This window comes from Pararhizobium capsulatum DSM 1112, from assembly GCF_030814475.1.
GTDB lineage: Bacteria > Pseudomonadota > Alphaproteobacteria > Rhizobiales > Rhizobiaceae > Pararhizobium > Pararhizobium capsulatum.
Window position 1 is genome coordinate 840873 of record NZ_JAUSVF010000002.1, and the last position, 26078, is coordinate 866950.

General features: G+C 61.5%; 21 protein-coding genes. 7 read left to right on the forward strand and 14 right to left on the reverse strand.

Annotated features, from left to right (window positions below; all coding sequences use genetic code 11):
- Positions 1-2 precede the first annotated feature (2 nt).
- Positions 3-1475 (reverse strand): alpha-glucosidase/alpha-galactosidase, encoded by a 1473-nt coding sequence (locus QO002_RS24235; RefSeq protein ID WP_307234667.1) that lies wholly within the window; start codon positions 1473-1475, stop codon positions 3-5.
- 191 nt (positions 1476-1666) lie between these two features.
- Here QO002_RS24235 and QO002_RS24240 point away from each other — a divergent pair, with 191 nt between their 5' ends.
- The gene (locus QO002_RS24240) at positions 1667-2593 is read left to right on the forward strand and encodes an AraC family transcriptional regulator (protein ID WP_307234669.1); all 927 of its coding nucleotides are present in this window, start codon (positions 1667-1669) and stop codon (positions 2591-2593) included.
- A 27-nt stretch (positions 2594-2620) separates the two neighbouring features.
- On the opposite strand, the gene hutC (QO002_RS24245) is transcribed toward QO002_RS24240, so the two are convergent.
- Both hutC (QO002_RS24245) and QO002_RS24250 read right to left on the reverse strand, forming a co-directional pair.
- Positions 2621-3367 (reverse strand): histidine utilization transcriptional repressor HutC, encoded by a 747-nt coding sequence (gene hutC / locus QO002_RS24245; protein WP_307234671.1) that lies wholly within the window; start codon positions 3365-3367, stop codon positions 2621-2623.
- A gap of 211 nt (positions 3368-3578) precedes the next feature.
- Entirely contained in the window at positions 3579-4919 is a 1341-nt protein-coding gene (locus QO002_RS24250; RefSeq protein WP_307234674.1) for a formimidoylglutamate deiminase, read from the reverse strand.
- 99 nt (positions 4920-5018) lie between these two features.
- Between QO002_RS24250 and hutI the strand changes: the two genes are divergently transcribed.
- The 5 genes from hutI (at position 5019) to QO002_RS24275 (ending at position 10988) form a co-directional block, all read left to right on the forward strand.
- On the forward strand, positions 5019-6269 hold the full coding sequence (gene hutI / locus QO002_RS24255; protein WP_307234676.1) for an imidazolonepropionase: 1251 nt from the start codon (positions 5019-5021) through the stop codon (positions 6267-6269).
- Positions 6270-6320: 51 nt separating this feature from the next.
- Positions 6321-7856: a histidine ammonia-lyase gene (gene hutH / locus QO002_RS24260; RefSeq protein WP_307234678.1), complete on the forward strand. Its 1536-nt coding sequence runs from the start codon at positions 6321-6323 to the stop codon at positions 7854-7856.
- 2 nt (positions 7857-7858) lie between these two features.
- Positions 7859-8677: an N-formylglutamate deformylase gene (hutG, locus tag QO002_RS24265; protein ID WP_307235065.1), complete on the forward strand. Its 819-nt coding sequence runs from the start codon at positions 7859-7861 to the stop codon at positions 8675-8677.
- The gene (hutU, locus tag QO002_RS24270; RefSeq protein WP_307234680.1) at positions 8674-10347 is read left to right on the forward strand and encodes a urocanate hydratase; all 1674 of its coding nucleotides are present in this window, start codon (positions 8674-8676) and stop codon (positions 10345-10347) included. Before hutG ends, hutU begins: the two co-directional genes overlap by 4 nt.
- Before the next feature lie 107 nt (positions 10348-10454).
- Positions 10455-10988, forward strand: a complete 534-nt coding sequence (locus QO002_RS24275; protein ID WP_370878591.1) for a HutD/Ves family protein — start codon at positions 10455-10457, stop codon at positions 10986-10988.
- Between the two features lie 6 nt (positions 10989-10994).
- On the opposite strand, the gene QO002_RS24280 is transcribed toward QO002_RS24275, so the two are convergent.
- From QO002_RS24280 to QO002_RS24310, 7 genes are all read right to left on the reverse strand, one after another.
- Positions 10995-11918, reverse strand: a complete 924-nt coding sequence (locus tag QO002_RS24280) for an arginase family protein (RefSeq protein ID WP_307234683.1) — start codon at positions 11916-11918, stop codon at positions 10995-10997.
- Between the two features lie 2 nt (positions 11919-11920).
- Positions 11921-13078, reverse strand: a complete 1158-nt coding sequence (solA, locus tag QO002_RS24285) for an N-methyl-L-tryptophan oxidase (protein ID WP_307234685.1) — start codon at positions 13076-13078, stop codon at positions 11921-11923.
- Between the two features lie 21 nt (positions 13079-13099).
- Complete coding sequence (locus QO002_RS24290; RefSeq protein WP_307234687.1) at positions 13100-14593, reverse strand: HAL/PAL/TAL family ammonia-lyase; 1494 nt, start codon at positions 14591-14593, stop codon at positions 13100-13102.
- A gap of 2 nt (positions 14594-14595) precedes the next feature.
- Positions 14596-15366, reverse strand: a complete 771-nt coding sequence (locus tag QO002_RS24295; RefSeq protein ID WP_307234689.1) for an ABC transporter ATP-binding protein — start codon at positions 15364-15366, stop codon at positions 14596-14598.
- Positions 15367-15413: 47 nt separating this feature from the next.
- Positions 15414-16124 carry an ABC transporter permease gene (locus QO002_RS24300; RefSeq protein ID WP_307234691.1) on the reverse strand — a complete coding sequence of 237 codons (711 nt, stop codon included), beginning with the start codon at positions 16122-16124 and terminating at the stop codon, positions 15414-15416.
- Between the two features lie 30 nt (positions 16125-16154).
- A complete protein-coding gene (locus tag QO002_RS24305) occupies positions 16155-16877 on the reverse strand; it encodes an ABC transporter permease (protein ID WP_307234693.1) in 723 nt (240 codons plus the stop codon).
- A 160-nt stretch (positions 16878-17037) separates the two neighbouring features.
- Complete coding sequence (locus tag QO002_RS24310; RefSeq protein WP_370878592.1) at positions 17038-17856, reverse strand: transporter substrate-binding domain-containing protein; 819 nt, start codon at positions 17854-17856, stop codon at positions 17038-17040.
- A gap of 212 nt (positions 17857-18068) precedes the next feature.
- Here QO002_RS24310 and hutC (QO002_RS24315) point away from each other — a divergent pair, with 212 nt between their 5' ends.
- Positions 18069-18836 carry a histidine utilization transcriptional repressor HutC gene (gene hutC, locus QO002_RS24315; RefSeq protein ID WP_307234697.1) on the forward strand — a complete coding sequence of 256 codons (768 nt, stop codon included), beginning with the start codon at positions 18069-18071 and terminating at the stop codon, positions 18834-18836.
- 240 nt (positions 18837-19076) lie between these two features.
- Here hutC (QO002_RS24315) and QO002_RS24320 read toward each other — a convergent pair whose 3' ends face one another.
- From QO002_RS24320 to QO002_RS24335, 4 genes are all read right to left on the reverse strand, one after another.
- On the reverse strand, positions 19077-20045 hold the full coding sequence (locus QO002_RS24320) for an HD-GYP domain-containing protein (protein ID WP_307234699.1): 969 nt from the start codon (positions 20043-20045) through the stop codon (positions 19077-19079).
- A gap of 188 nt (positions 20046-20233) precedes the next feature.
- Positions 20234-22249: a beta-galactosidase gene (locus QO002_RS24325; RefSeq protein ID WP_307234701.1), complete on the reverse strand. Its 2016-nt coding sequence runs from the start codon at positions 22247-22249 to the stop codon at positions 20234-20236.
- A 102-nt stretch (positions 22250-22351) separates the two neighbouring features.
- On the reverse strand, positions 22352-25384 hold the full coding sequence (locus QO002_RS24330; RefSeq protein WP_307234703.1) for an aminotransferase class III-fold pyridoxal phosphate-dependent enzyme: 3033 nt from the start codon (positions 25382-25384) through the stop codon (positions 22352-22354).
- Positions 25385-25398: 14 nt separating this feature from the next.
- Entirely contained in the window at positions 25399-26064 is a 666-nt protein-coding gene (locus QO002_RS24335) for an SDR family oxidoreductase (RefSeq protein ID WP_307235067.1), read from the reverse strand.
- Positions 26065-26078: the final 14 nt, after the last annotated feature.

Genomic DNA, 26078 nt, shown 5'->3' on the forward strand with positions numbered 1-26078 from the left:
ACTCAGCTTGCAGCGCGCAGCTTCGTCGCTTCCTTCTCCGCACGCAGTTCGTCGATCGAGCGGACTTCGCGGCGGGCAACGCCGTTCCATTCGCGGGTCTTGACGGTCGGCTTGCTCAGCCGCTCCTTGGCGGCCGGGATCGCATGGGCGTATTGCGGCAGCCATTCCGCCTGGGCCACGACCATCTCGTCGACCATCTGCCAGACCTCCTCCGGCGTGCAGATGGCGCCGACCAGGGGATCATGCAGCACGGCGAGCTTCAACAGATCGATATCCCCGGTGATGGCGGCATGCACCGACATGCGCTGGACGTTGATCGAGGAAATGCAGGTGGCGGCGCAGGCTTCCGGCAGGGTAATGCCGGCGACCATGTTGAGGCCGAAGCGATCGACGAAACCGGGGCTCTCGATGATCGCATCCGACGGCAAGTTTGTGATGATGCCGTTGTTCTTGACGTTGAAGTGACCGCGATAGACACGCCCCGTCTCCAGCGCTTCAAGAATGTGGCTCGCATGCTCGTTGGAGCGGCGGGCCGGATCGATCGGCTTGTTGGCGTCTTCCAGAAACTGCGGATATTCGGTCTCGAACCAGTTGCGGGTCTCTGTCGAATGGCGAAGATAGCCGCCAGTTTCGCCGTGGATCCAGTCGGACATATCGATCCAGCGGGTAATTTCCTCCGGCCGCTTGCGATACCAGGGCAGGTATTCTGACAGGTGGCCGTTGCTCTCGGTGGAGTAGACGCCAAAACGCTTCAGGACGTCGATGCGCAGCTTTTCCTGCTGCGAGAAAACGGGATGCGCCTCGAAGGCTGCAACCAAATCATCCTTGCCGATTTTGCGGCCCTTGACGCGCACATCCACGAACCAGGTCTGGTGGTTGATGCCAGAGCAGATGTAATCCAGTTCGCCTTCGCCGGCGCCAAGAATTTCGGCGATCTGTTCTGCGCCGTGCTGGACGCCGTGGCAGAGGCCGATCGTGTCGACCTTGCCATATTCGATCGCCGCCCAGGTGTTCATCGCCATCGGATTGGCATAGTTCAGGAATTTTGCGCCCGGTTCGGCCAGTTCGCGGATATCCTTGCAGAAGTCGAGAATGACCGGGATGTTGCGCTGGCCATAGAGGATGCCGCCAGCGCAGATCGTGTCGCCGACGCACTGGTCGACACCATATTTCAAGGGGATGCGGATGTCGTCGGCATAGGCTGCGAGCCCGCCGACCCGCACGCAGGAAATAATGTAGCGCGCGCCGGCAATCGCCTCGCGGCGGTCGGTCGATGCCGTGACTTTCGCCGGAAGGTCGTTGGCCTCGACGATCTTGTCGAGGATCGACTTGATCATGCCGAGATTGTGCTCGCTCATGTCGGTGAGCGCGAATTCGACATCGCGGAACTCTGGCACGCAGAGAATATCGGTGAAGAGTTTCTTGGTGAAGCCGACGCTGCCGGCGCCAATAATGGCAATCTTGAAGCTGCTCATGCTGTCCTCGTCGCTGGTCATTCGGCCGGGAAAAACGAACAGGGTAAATTCAATGCACAGAAAACATGGCATTTCTCATGCCACAGCCCTCCCGCTCTCCCTGTCGACGCCGCTCCAACCCGGTCATCTTGCTTTGTTGAGGGGCATTATGCGTATAATGCAGGAGGTCGCCAGAGAGGTATTATGCTTTTATGGGTAATTTTGTGCTGAAAAAACTGATCGAGAACGGGCCTGTCATGAGGACCGTATCCTTGCCGCGCGGACGCCACAGCCTCCACACCATGCCGACCAGCACAGGCTATGAAATCCGCACCGACGCCAGCTACGACTGGGACGGGCGCAAGCGCGGCGAAACGCCGTTCACGGTACTGCAGCACACGATCGGAGGTGCGGGAAACCTGCGCTACGAGAGCCGCAATTACCGTGTCAAGGAGGGCGAGACCCTACTGGTGCTGGTACCCCACAACCACCGTTACTGGCTGGAACAAAACGGCCGCTGGGAATTCTTCTGGATTTCCATGAACGGCGAGGAAGCGCTTCGCATCCACAAGGCGATCCTTGCGACGACCGGCCCGATCCTCAACCTGAAGCCCGAAACTATAGAACGTCTCGCCGATTGCAGCCTGCGGCTGATCTCCGGCGGAGCCGACCAACCCGGCAGCGCGTCAGCGATCGCCTATGAGGCGGCGATGGTGCTTTACGACGATGTCTTCGGGTCCCATCCGGTGCTCAGCCAGGAATATCGCACCATGCAGCACGTCATCGACCATATATCAGCCAATCTGGAAAAGCCGCTTTCCGTCGAGACGCTGGCAGATGTTTCAGGCCTCAGCCGTGCCCATTTCTCACGGGTATTTACCACAAGCGAAGGCATCCCGCCGGCGGAGTTCGTGCTGCGCAAGCGTCTGCAGCGGGCGACGAAGCTTCTGACAAAAGCGGCCGATCTTTCGGTGAAAGAAGTGGCTGTTATGTCCGGCTTCGAAGACCCGAATTATTTTGCCAAAGTGTTCCGTCGCTATTTCGGCGCCAGCCCCACCGAGTTCCGCACAACCGGCATGTATTCCAGCATCGCGGTTAGAGAACCGCGAGCGGAAACGCCCCTCACTGCAAAAACCTGACGGGGATTTCCCCGGCTACCTGCCGCGTTATTTGGGTTGCGACGGCGTGAAATTGGCGACGAGAGCGTGACGGTCGCCGGGGTAGATCAGCCGCACATGCGTCACATAGGCGCCATTGCTCCAGGTACGACGCTCCACGACCAGACAAGCGGTTCCGGCCGCGATACCGAGAGCCGTTGCGATCTGCGCATCCGCCGAGACCGCACGGATTGTATGTTCGGCTGCACTCCATGGCACCCGGTTCAGGAGCCAGGGCCCCGGTGCGACATCCTCAAAGCTTTCTTCCGCCGCGTCCGGCACGGCGGAGAGATTGATCAGGCGCTCCTCGACGCAGAACGGCCTGTTTGCGGCAAAATGCGTACAGAGTACCTCCAGCACAGGGGCTGCCGTCTCAAGGCTGAGCCGCGATCGATCGTCCGCATTGCTGCGACGCTTCACCTTCTCGATCAGCTTGTACTCATAGGTGAGGCCAAGAGACTGCACTTCCAGTTTGATATCGCGGATTTCGAGCACCGCGGACTGGGCACGCGGCTGGGTGACATAGCTTCCGGATTTGCGCCGCCGTTCGATCAGCCCGGTCTTGGCAAGCTGGGTCAACGCCTTGTTCACGGTCATGCGCGAACATTTGTAATGCTCGGCGAGATCCACCTCGAAGGGAATGCGAAAGCCTGGCTGCCATTCTCCGGAAAGAATACGCTCCTCGATATCGCCGAGAATGCGCTGATGCAGCGACAGGTCGCTTGCCCCTTCGGCAACCGTTGTCCCCAAATCCATCTCTGCATCCTGCGATTTCACGACACGCCCATTCTCATTGAAACCTGATCGCTCCTAAAGGATGTCTGGTTCAGATTGAACCAGACATCCTTTTGATTCTCTTGTTTTCGTTTGTCTTTTCGGGAACACCGGTTCCCACTTTTCTCTGACAACCTCTAGCAGAAATTTCGGGGCACCGCCCGTGCGAAAAAATTCGTAGCGATCGAGGCGATCATGCCAGCAGATTGGTCATTGCCGAACGGAACCGGGCCGAAATCTCCCCGCGCTTGCGATGCCGGCCGCCCTCGACCTGTTTCCTGCCGGCCACCCAGACACAATCCGGCTTGGTTCCGTTGGCAAACAGCCAGGAATCGAGCCCTGCGTCGTCGCGCAGGTCGCCATCCGGCACCTGCAGGCTGACGAAATCCGCCGGACTGCCCACGGCAAGCCCCGTTTTCGCCGCGAGCGCGATACCGCCGCCATCCAGGGCGCCGTCGAACAGCGCGCGGCCAGTTGATTGGCCGGGCGCTGCCAGAACGTTGCGCGAGCGGTGCAGCAGGCGCTGCGAATATTCGAGCTGGCGCAGCTCGTCCGGCAGGCCGATCAGCACGTTGGAATCAGAGCCGATGCCGAACTTGCCGCCCGCCTCCCCGAACAGCACGGCGTTGAATGTGCCGTCACCAAGATTGGCCTCGGTGATCGGGCAGAGACCGGCAATCGCGCCGCTTTCAGCCATGCGCCGCGTTTCGTCATCGGTCATGTGGGTCGCATGGATCAGGCACCAGCGGCTATCGAGGCCAATATTGTCGAGCAGCCATTCTACCGGCCGCACGCCCGACCAGGCGATACAATCCTCGACTTCCTTGACCTGTTCGGCCGCGTGGATGTGGATCGGCCCGTCCTTTGCCATGGCAACGACATGGGCAAGCTCTTCCGGTGTTACCGCCCGCAGGCTGTGCGGTGCGACGCCGACCCGCCCCTCGGGCAGATCCTTGACGGCGGCACGGCAGCCCTCGAGCAGACGCTCGAAACTTTCTACGTTGTTGATGAAGCGGCGCTGTCCCTCGTTTGGCGCAGCACCACCGAAGGTCGAATGGGCGTAGAAGACGGGAAGCAACGTCAGGCCGATGCCGGTGTCGGAGGCGGCGGACGCAATCCGCTGCCCCATCTCGGCGATATCTGCGTAGGGGCGACCGTCGATATCGTGGTGCAAATAGTGAAACTCGCCGACGCGGGAAAAGCCCGCTTCCAGCATTTCCATATAAAGCTGGCCGGCAACCGCCTCGACGTGATCCGGCGTCATCGTCAGCGCGAAGCGGTACATGACATTGCGCCAGCTCCAGAAACTGTCGGTGCCGGGGCCGCGCGTTTCGGCAAGGCCTGCCATGCCGCGCTGGAAGGCGTGGCTGTGCAGGTTCGGCATGCCGGGGACGAGAATATCGTGACGTTCGTCGCCTGCCTCGGCATCAACGCCAGCGTCCAGCGAGGCAATCCGCCCACCCGCGATCGTCAACCGTACATCGCTCTGCCATCCCGCCGACGTCAGAGCCGATTTCACATGAATGCTGGTCAAGACCTCATCCCCTTCCCGACTGCGCGCTCAAAAAAACCACTTGCGCTTCATTTCTTTATGTCTATACATAATAGCACGAAAAGGAAAGGCTAGAAAACGATGTCTTCCGCAAAATCTGCACCCGACGAGAGCCGACCGCCCGCTTGCGACCGCCTCTGGAAAAACGCCCGACTCGCGACCTTGAACCCCGCCTTGCCGGGTCTTGGCCTTGTGGAAAACGGCGTCATTGCCGTTCAGGACGGACGCATTCTTTTTGCCGGCGACGCGACGGACCTGCCCTTTCCCATCAAAGACGCAGGCGAGATCATCGATTGCGAAGGCCGTTGGATTACCCCAGGCCTGATCGACTGCCACACTCATCTCGTCCATGCCGGCGACCGCGCCAACGAATTCGAAATGCGCCTTGCCGGCGCCACCTATGAGGAAGTCGCCCGTGCCGGCGGCGGCATCGTGTCCTCCGTTCGTTCGCTTCGTAAGGTAAGCGAAGACGACTTGGTGAAGCAGACTCTCCCCCGGTTGGACGCGCTGATCGCCGAAGGCGTCACCACAGTCGAGATCAAGTCCGGCTATGGCCTCGACCTCGAAAACGAAGCCAAGACCCTGCGCGCCGCCCGCCGTCTCGGCGAAGAGCGCGATGTCGCCATCCGCACGACCTTCCTCGGCGCCCATGCATTGCCGCCGGAATTCAAGGGCAACCAGGCCGGTTACGTCGCCAAGATTATCGACGAAATGATGCCGGCCATCGAGGCCGAAGGGCTCGCCGATGCCGTCGACGGCTTTTGCGAGGGCATTGCCTTTTCGACCGACGAGATGCGGCAGGTGTTCGATGCGGCGAAGGCTCACGGCCTGCCGGTGAAACTGCATGCCGATCAACTTTCCAATCTGCATGGCGCCGCACTTGCCGCCGAATACGGTGCGCTCTCGGCCGATCATCTCGAATATACCGATGAAGCCGGCGCGGAAGCGATGGCAAAAAGCGGAACCGTGGCTGTCATCCTGCCCGGCGCCTTCTATTTCATTCGCGAGACGAAGAAGCCGCCGGTCAATCTTTTCCGCAAGGCAGGCGTCGCTATGGCGATCGCGACCGATAGCAACCCCGGCACCTCGCCGCTGACATCGCTGTTGCTGACCATGAACATGGCAGCCACACTGTTTGGCATGACGGTCGCCGAATGCATCGCCGGTACGACGCGCGAAGCCGCCCGCGCGCTCGGTCTCGTCGACGAGGTGGGGACGCTCGAACCCGGCAAATGGGCCGATTTCGCCATCTGGAATATCGATCGGCCCGCCGAACTTGTCTACCGCATGGGGTTCAACCCGCTCCATGCCCGCATCCGCAACGGACACTGACATTTCAAGCTGCGTGAGCCCCGCTCCGCGCATCGCATCTGAGGAGTTGCCATGACCCTTGTTCTTCAGCCGGGCTCTGTCCCGCTCTCGACCCTCGAAACCATCTACTGGACAGGCGAACCCGCCCGTCTCGATCCCTCGTTCGACAAGGGCATCGAGAAGGCGGCTGCCCGCATCGCCGAGATCGCAGCCGGCAATGCGCCGGTCTACGGCATCAACACCGGCTTCGGCAAACTCGCCTCGATCAAGATCGATGCCGCCGATGTCGCCACCCTGCAGCGCAACCTGATCCTCTCCCATTGCTGCGGCGTCGGCCAGCCGCTCGCCGAAAACATCGTGCGCCTAATCATGGCGCTGAAGCTCGTCTCGCTCGGGCGCGGCGCATCGGGCGTCAGGCTCGAACTCGTCCGGCTGATCGAAGGTATGCTCGCCAAGGGTGTCATCCCGGTCATTCCGGAAAAAGGCTCCGTCGGCGCCTCCGGCGACCTCGCGCCGCTTGCTCATATGGCCGCTGTGATGATGGGTGAAGGCGAAGCATTTTTCGACGGCGAACAGCTCGATGGCCGGACCGCGCTCGAACGCGCCGGTCTCGTACCGGTCGTTCTCGCCGCCAAGGAAGGTCTGGCACTCATCAATGGGACACAGGTCTCCACTGCGCTCGCGCTTGCCGGGCTCTTCCGCGCCCACCGCGCCGCCCAATCGGCCCTGATCACCGGCGCGCTGTCCACCGATGCGGCCATGGGCTCGTCGGCGCCGTTCCATCCGGATATCCACACGCTGCGCGGCCACAAGGGCCAGATCGATGCCGCCGCCGCCCTGCGTGGCCTGCTCAAGGGCTCGGTGATCCGCGAAAGCCATATCGAGGGCGATGAGCGCGTTCAAGACCCCTATTGCATCCGCTGCCAGCCGCAGGTCGATGGCGCCTGCCTCGATCTCCTGCGCTCGGTTGCCCGTACGCTGGAAATCGAAGCCAACGCAGTCACTGACAATCCGCTGGTGCTATCGGACAATTCCGTCGTCTCCGGCGGCAATTTCCACGCCGAGCCGGTGGCCTTCGCCGCCGACCAGATCGCTCTTGCCATCTGCGAGATCGGCGCGATTTCCCAGCGCCGCATCGCTCTGCTGGTCGATCCGGCCCTCTCCTATGGTCTGCCGGCCTTTCTCGCAAAAAAACCGGGTCTCAATTCCGGCCTAATGATCGCCGAAGTGACCTCGGCGGCGCTGATGTCGGAAAACAAGCAGATGTCCCATCCGGCATCGGTCGATTCCACCCCGACCTCGGCCAATCAGGAAGACCACGTCTCCATGGCCTGCCACGGCGCCCGCCGCCTGCTCCAGATGACTGACAACCTGTTCGCCATCATCGGCATAGAGGCCCTGACGGCAGCCCAGGGCATCGATTTCCGTGCACCGCTCGTCACCAGCCCGGAACTCACAGCTGCCATATCAGCGATCCGCAAGGTCGTGCCCACGCTGGAAATCGACCGCTACATGGCAACCGACCTGAAGGCCGCAAGCGAGCTTATCGCTTCGGGCGGGCTGAATACTGCCGTATCGTCGGGCATCCTGCCGGTTCTGGAGGCTTGATGATGGCCGTCTTCGAAACAAGACAAGGTTCATCGCCCGTTATCCTCGGCTTCCCCCATACTGGAACCGACGTCCCCGCCGCCATGTGGGAACGGCTGAACGACAATGGCCGCATCCTTGCCGACACCGACTGGCATATCCATCACCTCTACGATGGCCTGCTGCCGGACGTGACGACGGTGCGCGCCACCTTCCATCGCTATGTCATCGACGCCAATCGCGATCCGGAAGGCGTCAGCCTCTATCCCGGCCAGAACACCACCGGCCTTATTCCGGGCACGAATTTCGACGGCGTCTCGATCTGGGCGGATGGTGAAGAGCCGACCGAGGCGGATATCGCCGCCCGGCTTGCCGATTTTTACGCGCCCTACCATGCGGCCCTTGCCGCGGAAATCGAACGGGTCAAGGCAATCCACGGCATCGCCGTGCTCTATGACTGCCATTCGATCCGCTCCGACATCCCGTTCCTGTTCGAAGGCACCCTGCCGGATTTCAACATCGGCACGGATAGCGGCAAGACCTGCGATCCAGCGATCCAGAACGCCGCCGTGGATGTGGCCCTCTATGCGGACGGCTACACCAGCATTCTCAATGGCCGTTTCAAGGGCGGCTGGACGACGCGCCACTACGGTCGACCGGAAACCGGCGTCCACGCCATCCAGATGGAGCTGGCCCAATCCAGCCATCTGACAACCGAGGCCCCGCCCTTCGCGTATGACGCGACAAAGGCGGCCAAGCTTCGCACTCACCTCAAGGACATTCTCACGCGCATCGAAGATGCGGCGCTGACACTGGCAAAGCAAACAAGGGGAAGCAAATGACCAATCCTCGTCACAACATCCGCGATGTCCGCGCTGCGCGCGGCACACAACTGACAGCGAAATCCTGGATGACCGAAGCGCCGCTTCGCATGCTGATGAACAACCTCGACCCTGAGGTCGCAGAAAACCCGCACGAACTGGTCGTCTACGGCGGCATCGGCCGTGCCGCCCGCACCTGGGCGGATTTCGACAAGATCGTCGAGACCTTGCGCGATCTCAACGAAGACGAGACGCTGATGGTGCAGTCGGGCAAGCCGGTTGGCGTGTTCCGCACCCACAAGGACGCACCGCGCGTACTGATCGCCAACTCCAACCTCGTGCCCCACTGGGCGACCTGGGATCATTTCAACGAGCTGGATAAGAAGGGTCTTGCCATGTACGGCCAGATGACGGCCGGCTCGTGGATCTATATCGGCACGCAGGGCATCGTCCAGGGCACTTACGAGACCTTTGTCGAGGCCGGACGCCAGCATTATGGCGACAATCTCAGGGGCAAATGGGTGCTGACCGGCGGTCTCGGCGGCATGGGCGGCGCACAGCCGCTGGCGGCCGTCATGGCCGGCGCCTGCTGCCTTGCGGTCGAATGCAACCCGGATTCGATCGATTTCCGCCTGCGCACCCGCTATGTCGACGAAAAGGCCGAAACGCTGGACGAAGCGATGGAGATGATCGCCCGCTGGACCGCTGCTGGCGAAGCGAAATCCGTTGGCCTGCTTGGCAATGCCGCCGAAATCCTGCCGGAAATGGTCCGCCGCGGCATCCGCCCCGACATGGTCACCGACCAGACCTCGGCCCATGACCCGGTCAACGGCTACCTGCCGAAGGGCTGGACGATGGCGCAGTGGAAGGAAAAGCGCGAGAGCGATCCGAAGGCCGTCGAAAAGGCCGCCCGCGCCTCCATGCGCGAGCACGTCGAAGCGATGATCGCCTTTCAGGACATGGGCGTGCCAACCTTCGACTATGGCAACAACATCCGCCAGGTCGCCAAGGACGAAGGCCTCGAAAACGCCTTCGCCTTCCCGGGCTTTGTTCCCGCCTATATCCGCCCGCTGTTCTGCCGCGGCATCGGCCCGTTCCGTTGGGCGGCTCTCTCCGGCGATCCGGAGGATATCCGCAAGACCGACGCCAAGGTCAAGGAACTGACACCCGGCAACAAGCACCTGCACAACTGGCTCGACATGGCTGCCGAGCGCATCGCGTTCCAGGGCCTGCCGGCGCGCATTTGCTGGGTTGGTCTCGGTGACCGCCACCGCCTCGGTCTCGCCTTCAACGAAATGGTCCGGACCGGCGAGCTTTCCGCCCCCGTCGTCATCGGCCGTGACCATCTGGACAGTGGCTCGGTCGCCTCGCCGAACCGCGAAACGGAAGCGATGAAGGATGGCTCGGATGCCGTGTCCGACTGGCCGCTCTTGAACGCCCTGCTCAATACTGCATCGGGCGCCACCTGGGTGTCGCTGCACCATGGCGGCGGCGTCGGCATGGGCTTCTCCCAGCACTCGGGCATCGTCATCTGCGCCGACGGCACCGACGACGCGGCCCGTCGTCTGGAGCGCGTTCTCTGGAACGACCCGGCAACCGGCGTCATGCGCCATGCCGATGCCGGTTATGACATCGCCATCGATTGCGCCAGGGAAAAGGGTCTCCGGTTGCCTGGGATTCTTGGGAATTGAGTTAACATCACCGGCGTCGGGTCGTTCTCGACGCCGGTGATGAACGACAAGCACGGCGTCAAAGGAGGTTTGCAGTGAAGGTATTGCGCAACAGCGATTATCGCCGCATGCCGTGGAAGAATGGCGGCGGAGAAACCACCGAGATCGCCGTGTACCCACCGGATGCCGATCTCGCCGGCTTCGGCTGGCGCATCAGTATGGCGACGGTGGCGAACGACGGGCCGTTTTCGGCTTTCCCCGGTATCGACCGCACCCTCTCGATCCTGAGCGGCGAAGGTGTGGAACTCGACATCGCGGGTCGTGCACCCACCATGCTCACGCAGTCTTCCGCACCCCTCGCCTTCCCCGCTGATGCGGCCACCTCTGCGCGATTGGTGTCGGGCACCATCACGGATCTGAACGTTATGACACGGCGCGGGCAATGGTCGCATAGGGTCGAACGCCACCAATTTGAAGGCGAACACCGGCTCGATGCTGAAGGCGGCGTCACGATGCTGCTTTCGCTGGGAAACCTGCGGATCGACAGTGCCGGTCACGCCGAAGAACTCGGCCGGCTCGATTGCGCCTTTATCGACAGGATCGTGTCGATCACGTCGGATATGCCGACTGAAGCTTACATCATCCGTATCGTCGAAGGTTGATAGCCATCATTTGCGGGCAAGATGGCCGAGCACATGGCAGATCAGCCGGCCGACGACGGTCGCCGTAATGTCGTTGACATCGTTCGCCGGCTGGAACTCGACGATCGAGAAGCCGGCGAGACGGCGTCCGGCCATTCCTGCTGCGATGAGATCGGTCACTTCCTCCAGCCATAGACCACCGGGCGACAGCGCGTTGATACCCGGGCAGATCGACGGATCGAGCGCGTCGACGTCGATATGGATCAGCAGCGCACCGTCACGCGGGATGGCATCGGCAATCCCAGCCACACCGCTTGCCCTGACCTGCCGCACCGTCACCAGCCGCGAGCCCCAGGCCCGCGCCGCCTCGACCTCTTCGCGCCGCGCACTCCCCACCGCACGGATACCGACCTGCGTCATCGAGCGCACGAACGGCAGTTCGGACGCGCGACGCATGGTGCTGGAATAGCCGAGCGGCTCGTCGCCGATCCGGTCGCGCCAGTCGATATGGGCGTCGATCTGCAGGATATGCAGCGCCTCGACATCGCCAAGGCCCGCCATGAAGGGAATGGCCGCCGAATCGTCGCCACCGATCAGGATCGGCACGCCTCCTGCCGCCCGGATATCGCGCGTTACCGCCTCGATGGCCGAGCGGTTGCCCGCATTGTCGCCGAATGACGTCGCAACATTGCCGAGGTCGAGAACCTCGAAGCCACCATCATTGAGCAACGGCCCGTCGAAATCGAAATCCCAATGGTCAATTTGGACGGAAGCCGCCGTGATCGCACGACGCACGGCATCGGGAGCCGCGACGTCAGATGGAATATCGACGGCATTAGGATAGGCCGTTCCATGCACCGCGCCGAAAAGGACGACCGATCCGGCGGTGGCCTTGGTACCCGACCCTATGCCGAGAAAAGTTTCCATTGCAGGTCGAAGCTTGTAAGCCATGCTCATGCCGCCCGCGCTGCGAGAAACCGGTTCATCGCCGCGAAGGAAAAAGCGCCGATCGGCAGATGCGTGCCGCCTTCCAAAGCCAGATCCGCAAGGATTTCGCCGACGACACTGGTGAACTTGAAGCCGTGGCCGGAGCATGGCGAGGCCACGACGACGCGGTTATCACCCGGCAACAGATCGAGCAGGAAATCCTCGCTCGGCAGCATGGTATAGCGGCAGGTCGTGGAGCGCACGCGAAGGCCCGCCGCCGCGGGTAGCCGGCGCTTGATGAAGGTGTCTAACAGGTCGGTATCGCGGTCGTTGACGTCAGGATTGGGTTGGTTCGGATCGATCGGCTCGCGGAAATGCGCATGACGGCCAACCTTGACGCCATCGACGCCGATCGCCGGAAAACCGAAGAACGAACCATTGTCGCCCTCGTCGCGGATGAACACCGGCATGCGCTGCGGCGTGGTAACGAAACCATCTGTCGGCTTATACCATGAAACGACTTGCTTGATCGGCACGGCATGTCCGCGCAGATCGGGCACCAGCTCACCGATCCACGAGCCGGTCGCGACGATGACCTTTGCGGCGCTGTAGCGTCCTGTATTCGAGGTGATGATGACCCCGCCCGCGCCTGTTTCGATTTCCGTTACCTTTTCGCCGAAGTGCAGGGCAGCACCATCACTGGCTGCCAGTTTAAGATGCCCCATGACGGCCGCTTCCGGTCGCAGATAGCCACCCTGCGGATCAAGCAGGGCCACCTCGTCCGCATCCAGCGAAAATACCGGAAAACGGCGGCGCATCTCATCCGGCGAAAGGGTTTCCAGCGGCAGATTGTGGAGCGCACAGCTTTTCAGCGTGCCGCTGACGATCTTGCTGTCCGGCTTGCCGATCTGCAGGACGCCGGTGATCGTCAGGATATCCTCGCGCAACCGCGCCTCCAGCGCCCGCCAGTTCTCGTAGGCCCGCTGGAGCAGCGGCACATAGGATGGGTCTTCGAAATATCCGAGGCGGATCAGTCGGCTGTCGCCGTGCGACGAGCTCAGGGCATGGGCCGGATAGTAGACATCGATGCCGATGACCTTGACGCCCCGGGCAGCCAGATGCGCCAGGGCGGCACTGCCCATGGCACCGAGACCAACAACGGCGACGTCGAAATGGGCAGTCATGGGTGGTATCCTTTCGGGAGTTCACAGGCCGGGCGGCGGGGATGCACGCAGGAGATCGCGCGCCTTTTCAAGATCCCAGCCGAGCGGCCGGTCGTCTGCGTAGGTTGGCACAGTGGCGCGGATATGGCGGTAGAGCAGATCGGTGCCGACAGCCCTGGATGCGACACCGACCTTGAAGTCCTGCGCCTGGGCGGCTGCGGCAAACTCAATACCGAGAATTTGCTCCGCATTGTCGATGACGGCCAGAAGCTTGTTGGCCGCCGCCGTCGGATGCGCCAGAAAATCCTCCTGCAGTGCTGAGGTGACGCCGCCGTCAAGGCTTGCTGGTGTACCAAGCCGCCGGTTTTCCGCAGCAAGCGCGGCTGCCGTGTATTGCGCGATCATAAAACCGGAACCCGCACCCGGGTCGGCCGCGAGAAACGACGGAAGATTACTTACCAGAGGGTTGACGAGGCGATCGATGCGTCGCTCGCTCATCATCGAAATCTGCGCAATCGCTACGGCAAGGCTATCAAGCGCTTGCGCGAGCGCAGGGGCCACGGCATGGGCCTCGGAGGAGACGACCGGCGCTTCCGGTGTGCCGGAAACGGCCGGATTGTCGGTAACGGAGGCAAGCTCGCGATCGACGACCGCGCCGGCGAAACCCAGCACGTCCCAGCCCGCGCCATGGGCGTGTGGAACCGAGCGAAGGCTCAGCGCATCCTGCGTGCGCGCACCTTTTGCGGCCGCGATCAGGCGGCTGCCAGCCAGACGGTCGCGCAGGCTCCGGCCAACCTTTTGGATACCGTCCGACTTGCGCATCGCAAGGACCGCTTCGTCGAAGGCGGCGGCCTGGCAACCGAGCGCCTCGATCGTCAGCGTGGCGATAGCATCCGCCCAATCGAGAAACCGCTTCGCCCGCGAAAGTGCCACGGAGCCGAGGCCCGTGGCGCAGGCCGTGCCGTTGACGAGGCTGAGGCCTTCCTTGGCCTGCAGAACCAACGGCTCGACGCCGATCGCGGTTAGCGCCTCTGCGCCCGTCACCGACTTTCCCTTCAGCCGAGCCGTGCCTTCGCCAATCAATACCAACGCGATATGGGCGTTATGGCTAAGATAGCCCGCCGATCCCTTGGAGGGGACATCGGGAATGCAGTCTTCGCGGAGAAACAGTTGCAACCGCGAGACGATCTCCAGCCGTACGCCCGAGTGACCGTGGGAGAAATTGCCGATTTGGGCCGCGATGATGGCACGGACTTCACGCACATCCAGAATCCGACCAACACCGCAGGCATGGGACAGGATGATGTTGCGCGACAGCCGGCTTTGCGACGGACGATCGACGACCGTATCGGCCAGCGCCCCGACGCCGGTGTTGACTCCATAGGCGCGAACACCGCTCTCGACAATCGCCGAGACGATGCGGCTTGCCGTTTCGACACGCGCTACGGCAACATCGGAAAGGGAGAGGGCGGCACCCTCGGCAACGGCTGCCACGGCGCGCCAGTCGAGCGTCGTCTCAAGCTTGATGGAATGCACGATCAGCCTCCGAAATTGCCGATGAACTGACGGAAGCTGGGCGAACCGCCGGAGCCGAACAGCTCGTCGGGTGCGCCGTCGCTGTCGATTTCGCCGGATTTCATGAAGATCACCCGGTTGGAGACATTGCGGGCAAAGCTCATTTCGTGAGTGACGACCAGCATGGTCATGCCTTCTTCCGCCAGCGAGCGCATGACGCGCAGCACTTCACCGACCAGTTCCGGATCGAGCGCAGACGTGGGTTCATCGAACAGCATGACCTTCGGCTTCATTGCCAGCGACCGGGCGATCGCCGCCCGCTGCTGCTGGCCGCCGGAAAGATGGGCGGGATAGGCATGGCGCTTTTCGGCAATGCCGACCTTTTCGAGGAGCGCTTCTGCTTCCGCGATACTTTCCGCCCGCGGCCGCTTCAACACGTGCACTGGCCCCTCGATGACGTTTTCGAGGATGGTCATGTGAGACCAGAGATTGAACGACTGGAACACCATGCCGAGCTCGGAGCGGATGCGATCGACCTGCTTACGATTGGCGGGAACATTCTTGCCGCCGCGCTGCTGCATCTGGATCAGCTCGCCATCGACGGAGATCTCGCCGTGATCGGCGATCTCCAGTAGGTTGATGCAGCGCAGGAAGGTCGACTTGCCCGAGCCACTGGCGCCAAGCAGCGAGATGACGTCGCCATCGCGGGCCTCGAGCGAGATGCCGCGCAGCACTTCATGGGTGCCAAAGCTCTTGCGGATGTTGCGGACGGAAAGCCGAGTCGTGCCTGCCATGGTCGTTCCAGTCTGGTTGAGGGTCGTTTGATTGAGTGGCGCAATGATCATCGTTGCGGTACCGGGAAAAGCGGTGCCGCGCGGCGGTGCGGGGTCAGCTTGTATTCAAGAAACGCCATGGCCTGCAGGATTATGAAATTGAGAATGAGGTAGATGGCCGCAGCGCAGAGGAAGACTTCCATCGTGCGGTAGGTCTGCGAGATCAGCCGTTGGGCAACGCCGGTTACTTCCCAGACCGTGACGAGGCTGGCAAGGGCGGTGGATTTCACCATCATCACCACCTCGGTCGAATAGGCCGGCAGCGCATGGCGAAAAGCGATCGGGGCAAGGATGCGCCGGGTGAGCAGGAAGCCCGACATGCCAATCGAACGCGCCGCCTCGATCTCCTTTGCCGGAATGGCCCGCAGGCCAAAGCGGAAGATTTCCGCCGTATAGCCGGCGGTGCAAAGCGCCAGCGACAGGACGGCACAGACGAACGGTTCGCGCAGCGCCGGCCACAGGAAGCTGTAGCGGATGAAGCCGAACTGGCCGAGGCCGTAGAAGATCAGGAACATCTGGATCAAAAGCGGCGAGCCGCGAAAGACGAAGATGTATCCCTTAGCAAAATTGCGGGCGATGGCATTGCCGCTCACTCGCATCCAGACGATAACGAGCGCAAGCAATCCGCCGAAGACGATAGCCAGCGCAAACAGCGCCAGCGTCATCGGCAGCGCGGCCAACAGCGTTTTCATGGTCTCGAACATGAAGGCCATATCCATGGCTATTCTCCTTGATCGGGCTTGGGTTGATCAGGCCTGGCCGAGACTGGTCGGCATGCTGCGGTTGGCGCGTTTTTCGGCGCTGGTGAAAAGCCGGTCGGAGAAACTTGTCAGGATCAGATAGAGGCAGCCGCCGACGATGAAGAAGACGAAATGCTGTCGTGTGGAGCCTGCCGCGACCTGGCTGGTGCGCATCAGGTCGGCAAGACCGGTGACCGATACCAGCGCCGAGTCCTTGAGGCTGAGCTGCCAGACATTGCCGATACCCGGGATCGCAAAGCGGAAGACCTGCGGGCCGATGATGCGGCGCAAGCGCAAGCCCCGGTTCATGCCGATCGCCTGTGCTGCTTCCAGCTCGCCCTTGGGAATGGCGAGAAACGCCCCGCGAAACACTTCCGCCTGATAGGCCCCCGAGATGATGCCGACGGCAAGCGAACCGGCCACGAAGGAAGGAAGGCCGAGAAAGCCCTCGTACCCCATCGCCTTGCCGATGGCTGTCACCGCACTCGATCCGCCGAAATAGACGAGATAGATGATCAGCAGTTCAGGAACACCCCGGAACACCGTGGTGTAGATCCCGCCGAGAGTTTTTAATGTCTTGCTTGCGGATAGCTTTGCACTTGCGACAAGAGCACCGATAATGGCGCCGATCAGAAGCGCCACCGCGGTAACGCACAGCGTCATCAATGCCGCCACGAGAAGCAGCCCGCCCCATCCGGTGGGACCAAATCCGATCAATTGAAATAGTGCCATGCCGCAGGCATCCCGTCGTTTCCGGGCCTCGTTTCAGGCAAGGCCGGCTTCCCGATGATCAGGTGAAGTGGAAGGCCGGACCAATTATCAAATTGGAGCGGCCTGTCGCAGCAAAGTGTGCCCGCCGCAAGCGAAATAGCAAGCGACGGGCACGTTACAATCAGGGGGTTACGTCGGTCTTGAACCACTTCATCGACAGCGTCTTGATGGTGCCGTCGGCAAGGGCTGCCTCGATAGCCTTGTTGAACATATCGCGCAGGTCGGTGTCTGCCTGGCGGATGCCGAGGCCTTCGCCGGACCCGAAGATCGTGCCGCCGATTTCAGGGCCGGTAAATCCGAGTGTGCCATTGGCTTTCTCGAACGCGGAGATCAGGTAGACGGCATCGTCGAACACGAGGTCGATACGGCCGCTTTCGAGATCGAGGTCGCGTTCCGCGCCGGTCTTGTATTCGCGCACCGTGGCGATATCGCCGAAGTTGTCATAGATGAACTTCGAATAAACGGTCGCTGCCTGGATGCCGATCGTCTTGCCGGCAAAGGCTTCCTTCATGGCATCGATTTCCTTGACGCCAGTCGCACCCGGATCGAGCTTGATGACCGTGCCGGTGCCGGCCGCATTGGCGAGCGGGCTATCCTTCAGCGTCGCGAAAGCAGCGTGGGTATGGGCGTAAGGAATGGTGAAGTCGATGATCTGCTTGCGTTCATCGGTGATCGACAGCGCGTCCATGATCACGTCGAACTTGCCGGCATTGAGCGCCGGAATCATGCCGTCCCAATCGGACGCGACGAGCGTGCACTCGACTTTCATGTGATCGCAGAGATATTTGGCAAGCTCAGGCTCGAAGCCGCCGAGCGTGCCGTCCGGATTGGTCAGGTTCCAGGGCGCATAGGCACCCTCGAGCGTGATCGTCACGGTCTTCCAGTCCTTGGCCTGCGCCAGGGGAGCAGACAAGGTTGCGAAAGCGACGGCACCCGCCATCAGGAATTTGGAAAGGGTCATGTTCTCGTCCTCTGAGGTTTATCTTCAACAACGTCCACCGATCTTGCGCCGGCTTTACAAAGGGCCTGATGGATGCGGATAAATGATCCTGAACATCCATGTTGTATATGGTACCATATGCATATTTTTATGCTATGCAAGAGGTCGGTCACATTTGGATGCAAATTTATATTCGCCCAAGGAATGAGCAGATGAAGCGCAACAACGAACCGAATACTCAACTGAAGTGGGACACCGCCGACAATGACGGCGCCCCCCTCTATGCCGGCGTCAAGCAGATGATCCTCGACCGCATACAGAGCGGCGAATGGCCCCCGAAACACAGGGTTCCCTCGGAGAACGAACTGGTGGCGGAACTTGGGGTCAGCAAGATGACCGCCAACCGGGCGCTCCGCGAGCTGGCGAGCGAAGGCGAACTTGTCCGCATCCAGGGCGTCGGTTCCTTTGTGGCCGAGCGGAAGGGCTATTCCGAACTGTTCGAAGTGCGCAACATTGCCGAGGAAATCAACGAGCGAGGCCATACGCATCAGGCCTCCGTGATCGTTCTGGCAAACGAGAAAGCCTCCCCGGATGTCGCCGACGCCCTTGGACTGCAGATCGGCGCAGACGTGTTTCATTCGCTGATCGTACACAGCGAAAACGGCGTTCCCGTCCAGATTGAGGATCGTTTTGTGAACCCCGAGGCTGCGCCCGGTTACCTCGATCAGGATTTCACCACGCTGACGCCCAACGCCTATCTAACGGCGGAGGCGCCTTTGAGCGGATCCGAACATATCGTCGAAGCTGCAATGCCGCAGCCTTGGGAATGCAAGCTGCTGGTAATCCTGCGCACTGAGCCGTGCCTGCTGATCCGCCGGCGCACATGGTCGTCAAAACGCGCCGTTTCCTTCGCGCGTCTCGTTTATCCTGGTAACCGCTATCGACTTGAATCGCGCAGCGGAGTGATGTCTGAGGACTGAATAACGATTGGTTGTATATGGAACTAAACGATTAGTTTTCCGCAACCCTTCATCTTGCCATAGCGCCCATAGCGCGCAGCAAGACCACAAACTAAGCTCGCCCGATTCCGAGATCAAGCTCCGAATCAACGCGAACATCGACGGCCGGGCTCTGGTGCAAAAACTCGTCGCGCGCCTAATTTGAGCGGCTCGACGGCAATCGGGTTTCGGGTAATTAAATCCCTCCCAGCAACCCGCATGTCAGGCGGTTTCCCGCTGATCCGTTGCGTCAAAACTCAAGATAAACCGCCACAATAGCTGGTGGTCGAAATGCCCTTCTCTCTGGAGCATCCAGTTGAAAGCATATTTCGACGACCACGGCTCCTTGTAGGGGCGCACCGAGGTAGTCGCCTCGTAGACATCACAAATTGCAGCCATGCGTGCGAAGATAGACAGGTTTGCTCCGGGAACCCTGTTGGGGTAGCCCTTGCCGTCGACGCGCTCATGATGGTTGAGACAGATATCGAGAACGAGGTCCGGCAGCTGCCCCTGCTGCACAAGAATCTCGTGACCGAGCACGGTGTGGTTCATGATCAGGGCGCGCTCTTCCTCCGTCAAACCGGAAGGCTTCTGCAGGACCTCCACCGGAATGGCAAGCTTGCCGATATCATGCACGAGGCCCGCAAGCCCCAGGCAACGAACCGTGGCCTCATCGAAAGCCATTTCCCGGCCAAGGTGGACAAGAAGCGCCGACACCGCGATGGAATGAAGGAACGTCACCTTGTCTTTCGATTTCAGCCGCGTCATGCCAAGAAGAATGGAGGGACCATCCTTGACCGAATTGGCAATCTCTCCAGCCACCGCCATGCAAGCCTCGGTATCAAGCTCTGCACCGCTTTGACTTGCAAGGAAAACACTCTCCAGGCTGGCTACCGACTCCTGAAGAACCTTGGCTGTCGCGCGCTGCTTTTCAAGTTGAACGACATTGCCGGCGGCCTCCTCCCGGCCGTTTGCCGAAGCCGCGCTATTCGGCCGTCGTCCATCCCTGTCCAGGCCCTTGGAGGTATTAATGTAGATGCCCGTTACATCGCTTGCCTTCAGCACCTCCACGTCGCGCTGGCGGCTTACAAGAAAACGCCGCTCAGACGTTGGACTATTCAACCACATGCCTTCCAAAGCTTCGATATACATCCCAACCCGAAGCTCGTGCTTTTCAATTCTCTTGACCACCGCCCCCTCCAACGTCGTTACAACTTTCATACATCAGAATGTATTAAAATGTACGAAATCGACATTGAGAATTTGATGCGTTGATCGATGAAATTGGTTGCAATTGACCCAATGTGACCTGTTGCGGGCCAGCCAAGGCCGACCCGCTTGCATATCAGGAAATCTCGACTGCCTTCACCTCTATGCCTTTAGCTTTGCGTCCAGATCGCCACGTCCACCGGCGCAAGGTCACGCCCCCCGACGAGGAACGTCGCATCATCCGCCGCCGGCACGGTCGCGGTAACGCCGCCATAATTGAAGGCGAAGTGCAGGTTTCCACGGCGAGCAATCCGGAGATCACCGAGGTCCGGCAAGCCCTCGACACCGGCCCAGCCCAACGTGTCGCCCATCAGCTTCGACAGGAACTCGCCGCGCGGAAGCGTTGCGCAGTAACGCGCCTTGTCGTTGCCGATCACGGCCGGCGTACCCGGGCGATGATCGCCTTCGAAGGTGGCGAGAACCGTCTCCGTGGTGCGGATTGTCTCGCGCCAGCCGGTCGTCTGGTGGCTGGTGTTGCCATAGAGCACGGTTTCGCGGTGGAAATCCGGCAGGGATTCGACGCGGGCGACGCGGAAATCGAGGAGATCGCCCAGCGGGCCGGGCGGAAGATCGGCCGGAATGTGCATGTCGCGGGTCTTGCTGCCGCTGCGGGCGCCGAACAGCGCCTTGGCGCCCGAAGATTTGAGGCGGGCGATGAAATCCGCATCCGGGATGACGAGATCAGGTGCCAGCAAGAGCTTGTAGCCTTCGACATCGGAATGCTGGCCGATGAAATCCACGTCGACGCCAAGACGGGCGACGGCCGAATACCAGTCGAGTGCGATGGCCGAGGCGACATAGCCGCGGCCCTGCGGCAAAGCGCGGGTGGCAAAACGGGATTCATAGTCGAGGAGGATGGCAATCGAAGCCTTGGCCTTTACCTCCCCCTTCGGCAACCTCTTCATTTCTTCGGCCACCTGCGCCACTTCGACATATCCCTGATCTTCCTCGCTGTTCGGCAGCAGCAGGCCGGCATGAAACTGCTCCTGTGCAAAGGGTGCCTGGCGCCAGCGGAAGTAGGAGACCATATCGACGCCATGCGCATAGGCAAGCCAGGTCCACAGCCGCACCATGCCATCGGCAGGCGACTGGTTGTGTGCTGCCCAATTGACCGGACCCGGCTGCTGCTCCATCACCCAAACGCGGCCACGGCCGACGGCGCGGTAGAGATCGTGGTTGAAGGAGGGCTGGTCGGGATCGCCGACGCGCAGGTAGCGCGCCTTGGTCTCCGGGCTTAGGCGGCCGTTGATGAGACCACCCATCGGATAGACGTCCCAGGAAGCGATATCGATATCCTCACCCAGCTTGTGGTGATCGAAGTCGGTGTTCTGCGACATGAAATTGTGGGTGACGGGACGACCGGGCGAATGGGCGCGGATGATATCGACCTGCGCCTTGTTGAAGCTCTTCACCTGATCCGACGAGAAGCGGTAATAGTCGACGAGATGGGTTGGCGTCGGCTCCTCGACGAGGTTGTTGGGAAGATCGATTTCCTCGAAGCTGTTGTAGTGCATGCTCCAGAAGGAGGTGCCCCAGGCGCGGTTCATCTCCTCGATCGTGTCGTAACGCGCGGCAAGCCATTCGCGGAAGGCAAGCTTGGCTTCGTCAGAATAGCTATGGATCGTATCGTGATCACCATATTCGTTGTCCGTCTGCCAGGCATGCACGAACGGGTTTTCGCCGTAGCGACGCACCATCATCTCGGTGATGCGGGCCGCTTCGACACGGTAGCGGCGGCTGGAGAAACAGTAATGCCGGCGGGCGCCGAACTTTCTGACAACGCCGTTCTCGCCCACGGGCAGGATATCCGGGTAGCGATCCACCAGCCACTTCGGCGGTGCGGCGGTCGGCGTTCCCAGGATCACCTTAAGGCCAGCATTGCCGAGCACCTCGATCGCCTCGTCCATCCACTCCCAGTGCAAGACGCCGGATTGCGGCTCGATCTTTGACCAGGCGAATTCGCCGATGCGCACCCAGGCAAGCCCAAGCTCCACCATGCGGCGCGCATCCTCGTCCCATTTCTCCCGCGGCCACTGCTCCGGATAATAGCAGACGCCGAGTTCCAGCATGTCGGCATCCTGCCGGCTGGCATCGAAACGGTTCTGTCGGATAAGCGGCTTGTGCATTTTCAGTCCTTCATCATTTCAGGCTCCGGGTGCCTTGTTCGCGATGTAAACGTTTAGATCGCGCAGCAACTTTCCGGAGAAGTCTCGTGGGACGGGTGCTCTTCAGCCCGTCAGTTCAGTCAATGTTTCGTCGAGTGCGGCGAGGAAGCGGTCGCAATCCTCAGCGCTGAAGGGTGCCGGCGGCTTGACCTTCAGGACGTTGTGGTGCGGGCCTTCGCTCGACAGCAGAATGTGGTGCTTCCGCTTCATCCGGGCGATGACGAAATCAAGCTCTTCAGCCGCCGGCTCCAGCGTTTCGCGATCGCGCACCAGCTCGATGCCGTTGAACAGGCCGTAGCCGCGCACATCGCCGATGATCGAATGGCGCTCGGCCAGCGCGCGAGCGCCGTCCATCAGCCGGTCGCCAATGACACGGCAATGATGCATCAGCCGCTCGTCACGGATGACATCCAGCACGGCGAGGCCGATCTCGGCGGATACGGGATTGCCGCCGAAGGTGTTGAAGTATTCCATGCCATTGGCGAAGGACGCCGCGATTTCCTCGGTGGTGATGACGGCGGCCATCGGATGGCCGTTGCCGATCGGCTTGCCGAGGGTAACGATATCCGGCACCACGCCTTGCGTCTCATGCGCCCACATATGGCTACCGACCCGGCCGAAGCCGACCTGCACTTCGTCCGCTAGGCAAAGACCACCCGCGGCCCGCACATGGGCGTAGGCGTGCTTCAGGTAACTGTCGGGAAGCGGCAGCTGGCCGCCGGTACCGAGAATGCCTTCGCTAAAGAACAGCGCCGGTTTGCGACCTTCCGCCGAGAGGGCTTCCACCTGAAACCGCACATCTTCAGCGTATTTACGGCCGGCATCGGCATCGCCAGAGCGGAAGCGGCCGCGATAGAGGTCCGGCATCTCGGCGACGCGCACATGCGCAGGACGTCCCTCACCGCCCTTGCCGGCGAACTTGTAGGGGCTGACGTCGATCATGCTCGACAGGTGCCCATGATAGGCGTGATCGACGGTGATGATATCGCGGTTGCCGGTGTAGGCGCGCGCCAGCCGCATCGCAAGATCGTTTGCCTCGCTGCCGGAGTTGACGAAGAAGCAGACATTCAGCGGATCAGGGAACAGAGCCGTCAGCCGACGGGAATATTCGACCAGCCCGTCGTGCAGGTAGCGTGAATTGGTATTGAGCTTGCCCATCTGCGCCTGCGCCGCCTTGACGACGCGCGGATGGCAATGGCCGACGTGGCAGACATTGTTGACCATGTCGAGCCAGCGTGTGCCGGCCTCATCGATGAGGTAAGCCCCCTCGCCACCGACGATCTTCAGCGGCTCCGCAGAATAGGCGATGCTCAGCGAGCGGCCGATGCGGCGATGACGTTCGCGGACGAGGAAATCCTTGTCCCTGATAACGATAACCGATGCCGGCGTGGAAAAGCCGAAAACGACGCTCGGGTCGGGGCTGATCGACTGCCAGACCTGCCACTGGTTGCGCACGCCGACGCCGTGCATCTCGCCACCGAGGCCGAGATGATCGGTGACGATCTGGAAATGCAGGTGGGGAGACCAGTTGCCGTTTTCGGAGGAGGCACCGAAATTACAGAAGGCTTCGCCCACGGAAATGGCCTGTCCTACGAAAAGTTTCTGGACGCTCTGGCGGGAGAGATGACCATACAGCGTCCAGAAGACATCGCCCTCATCGGTGCGATGTTCGAGCAGAACCGTCGGGCCGAAACCGAAATCGACGGCATCGTCATGGATAAAGGCGACCGTGCCGGCGAAAGGGGCATGCACCAGCTCGTGAGCGGGCGCAAAGATGTCGATGCCGAGATGCACCGTGCGCCGGGTGCCGACCGAGGCGGTCTCGAAGGCATCGCCCTTGTAGACGGAGCGGTCCTCGCCGTAGAGGCCGATGGCAAAATCGGCGCCGGCCTGTGCTGCGCGCTCATCGATCAGCCGCTCGGCGCCATCAGCATCGAGCGTAGCCCAGGCTTCGGCATCCGAACTCATGGCCGTGAGGTCGAGGGCCATCACCTTGGGCTTCGTGACAGCCGGCCGTATGATAGCGGCGAAATCATGGGCATTGCGCTCCAGCCAGCGCTCGACGCGTGCTGCATGCGGGATGGGTGAGAAACCGCAGGCATCGCGAATGCGGGCGATCGCGACCTTCCGGTTCTCGCGTTGAAGACGCTGCAGTTCGCGCCAGACATCCTCCTGGCTGACCAGCAGATAGGTGTTTTCCGGGTTGTCGCGGATCTGCTTGGCGGCCATGCACATGCTGACGGCATAGCGGGTGCAGACCAGATCGAAGATCAGCTCCGCTTCGGTTTCGCTGATCGCATTGGCGGCATGATAGGCACCCGCAAGGCGGGCGACCGTCTCGACGGGATCAGGCGTGCCGATCAGCGCATAGGCGCCGGCAACGGCGATCTCGATGACGCGCCATGTCTCGACCATGTCGCCGAAATCGAGCAGGCCGCTGACACGGCCCTCTGCATCGAGCAGCACATTGTAATCATTGGCATCGTTGTGGATGACCTGGCGTGGGCAGGCTTCGAGGCGCGGCAGCACGTTGTTGACGAAGCGCTCGAGGATGCCCCGCACGCCAGCGCGCTTGCCGGCATCATCGATGAAGACGAGATTTTCGAGGTGCATGTCGGCGCGGCCGATATCCCAGCCATAGATGCGCTTTGCGCCGGCATGGGAGAAGCCTTCGAGGCTGCGATCCAGCTCGCCCAACAGCCGGCCAAGGGTCACGGCACTCTCCATATTACGGGCAGCGGATCGCGACCAGACATCGCCCGGAAGCCATGTCAGAAGCCGTGCCGTCCGCGGCCCGCGCAACTCAGTGGTGATAGAGGCCGCTCCCGCCCTATCCGGCAGCGCACGCGAGACCGACAGATGAGGAGCGGCCTCTGACAGATGATCAAGCACCGCCATCTGCATGCCGAGATCATCGGCTTCGCCCGGTGCGTGCAGCTTGAGCAGGTAGCGGGCGCCGTCCGCAGCCTCGATCCGGTAGTTGAGATCGTGTTCGCCGGGGAGCGCTGTGATCCTGCCGGCGATGCCGTAGCTGTCACGCAGCAGGGCATCGATCGCCTCGATCTCGCCGTCGTGCTTTCTTATCGCTTCGGTCATTATCCGCCCTTCCTTTACCAGGATACCGTCTTGCCGTCGTAAGCCCGGAAGCTTCCGGTGTCGGCCATTGTCGTTTGATCGATCAGCGCCTTCAGCCCGGCGACACTTTCTGCCACTGCAAGCTGCGCCTGCGCGCCGCCCATGTCTGTGCGCACCCAGCCCGGATGCAACGAGATGACGGCGATGCCATCGGATCGAAAATCCTGCGCCAGCTTCACCGTCGCCATGTTCAGCGCCGCCTTGGAGCATCGATAGGCATAGTCGCCATCATCGTCATCAAGCGTGCCTTCGGCGAGCGAGCCGGCGCGGCTGCTGATGCTGACCAGCACCCGACGCTGAGCGGCGAGGAGGTTTGGCTTGAGGGCTCTTGCGACCAGTAGAGGCGCCAGCGCATTGATGCGCATGACCTCCAGAAAATCATTCGTCTCCAGCGACGACAGGCCACCGACGTCACCGCGTATGGCGGCATTGTTGATGACGATGTCGATCGCCTCCCCTTCAAGCCGGCGTCCCAGCGCTTCGATCGAAGCCGCATCCGCCACGTCGAGCGCTTCGCACAGCATCGAGCCGAGCCCCCCCTCCGGCACCTGCCGCACGCAGGCGATCACCCGCCAGCCGCCGGCGGCATAGGCTTCGGCAAGCGCACGGCCGAGCCCGCGCGAAGCACCGGTGACCAGCACCGTGCCGAGGGGGC

Bases quoted from the DNA above. Each gene is read 5' to 3' on its own strand.
- QO002_RS24235 (WP_307234667.1), bottom strand. From the start codon at position 1,475: ATGAGCAGCTTCAAGATTGCCATTATTGGCGCCGGCAGCGTCGGCTTC.
- QO002_RS24240 (WP_307234669.1), top strand. From the start codon at position 1,667: ATGGGTAATTTTGTGCTGAAAAAACTGATCGAGAACGGGCCTGTCATG.
- hutC (WP_307234671.1), bottom strand. From the start codon at position 3,367: ATGGATTTGGGGACAACGGTTGCCGAAGGGGCAAGCGACCTGTCGCTG.
- hutI (WP_307234676.1), top strand. From the start codon at position 5,019: ATGTCTTCCGCAAAATCTGCACCCGACGAGAGCCGACCGCCCGCTTGC.
- hutH (WP_307234678.1), top strand. From the start codon at position 6,321: ATGACCCTTGTTCTTCAGCCGGGCTCTGTCCCGCTCTCGACCCTCGAA.
- hutG (WP_307235065.1), top strand. From the start codon at position 7,859: ATGGCCGTCTTCGAAACAAGACAAGGTTCATCGCCCGTTATCCTCGGC.
- hutU (WP_307234680.1), top strand. From the start codon at position 8,674: ATGACCAATCCTCGTCACAACATCCGCGATGTCCGCGCTGCGCGCGGC.
- QO002_RS24275 (WP_370878591.1), top strand. From the start codon at position 10,455: ATGCCGTGGAAGAATGGCGGCGGAGAAACCACCGAGATCGCCGTGTAC.
- QO002_RS24280 (WP_307234683.1), bottom strand. From the start codon at position 11,918: ATGGCTTACAAGCTTCGACCTGCAATGGAAACTTTTCTCGGCATAGGG.
- solA (WP_307234685.1), bottom strand. From the start codon at position 13,078: ATGACTGCCCATTTCGACGTCGCCGTTGTTGGTCTCGGTGCCATGGGC.
- QO002_RS24295 (WP_307234689.1), bottom strand. From the start codon at position 15,366: ATGGCAGGCACGACTCGGCTTTCCGTCCGCAACATCCGCAAGAGCTTT.
- QO002_RS24300 (WP_307234691.1), bottom strand. From the start codon at position 16,124: ATGGATATGGCCTTCATGTTCGAGACCATGAAAACGCTGTTGGCCGCG.
- QO002_RS24305 (WP_307234693.1), bottom strand. From the start codon at position 16,877: ATGGCACTATTTCAATTGATCGGATTTGGTCCCACCGGATGGGGCGGG.
- QO002_RS24310 (WP_370878592.1), bottom strand. From the start codon at position 17,856: ATGGCGGGTGCCGTCGCTTTCGCAACCTTGTCTGCTCCCCTGGCGCAG.
- hutC (WP_307234697.1), top strand. From the start codon at position 18,069: ATGAAGCGCAACAACGAACCGAATACTCAACTGAAGTGGGACACCGCC.
- QO002_RS24325 (WP_307234701.1), bottom strand. From the start codon at position 22,249: ATGCACAAGCCGCTTATCCGACAGAACCGTTTCGATGCCAGCCGGCAG.
- QO002_RS24330 (WP_307234703.1), bottom strand. From the start codon at position 25,384: ATGACCGAAGCGATAAGAAAGCACGACGGCGAGATCGAGGCGATCGAT.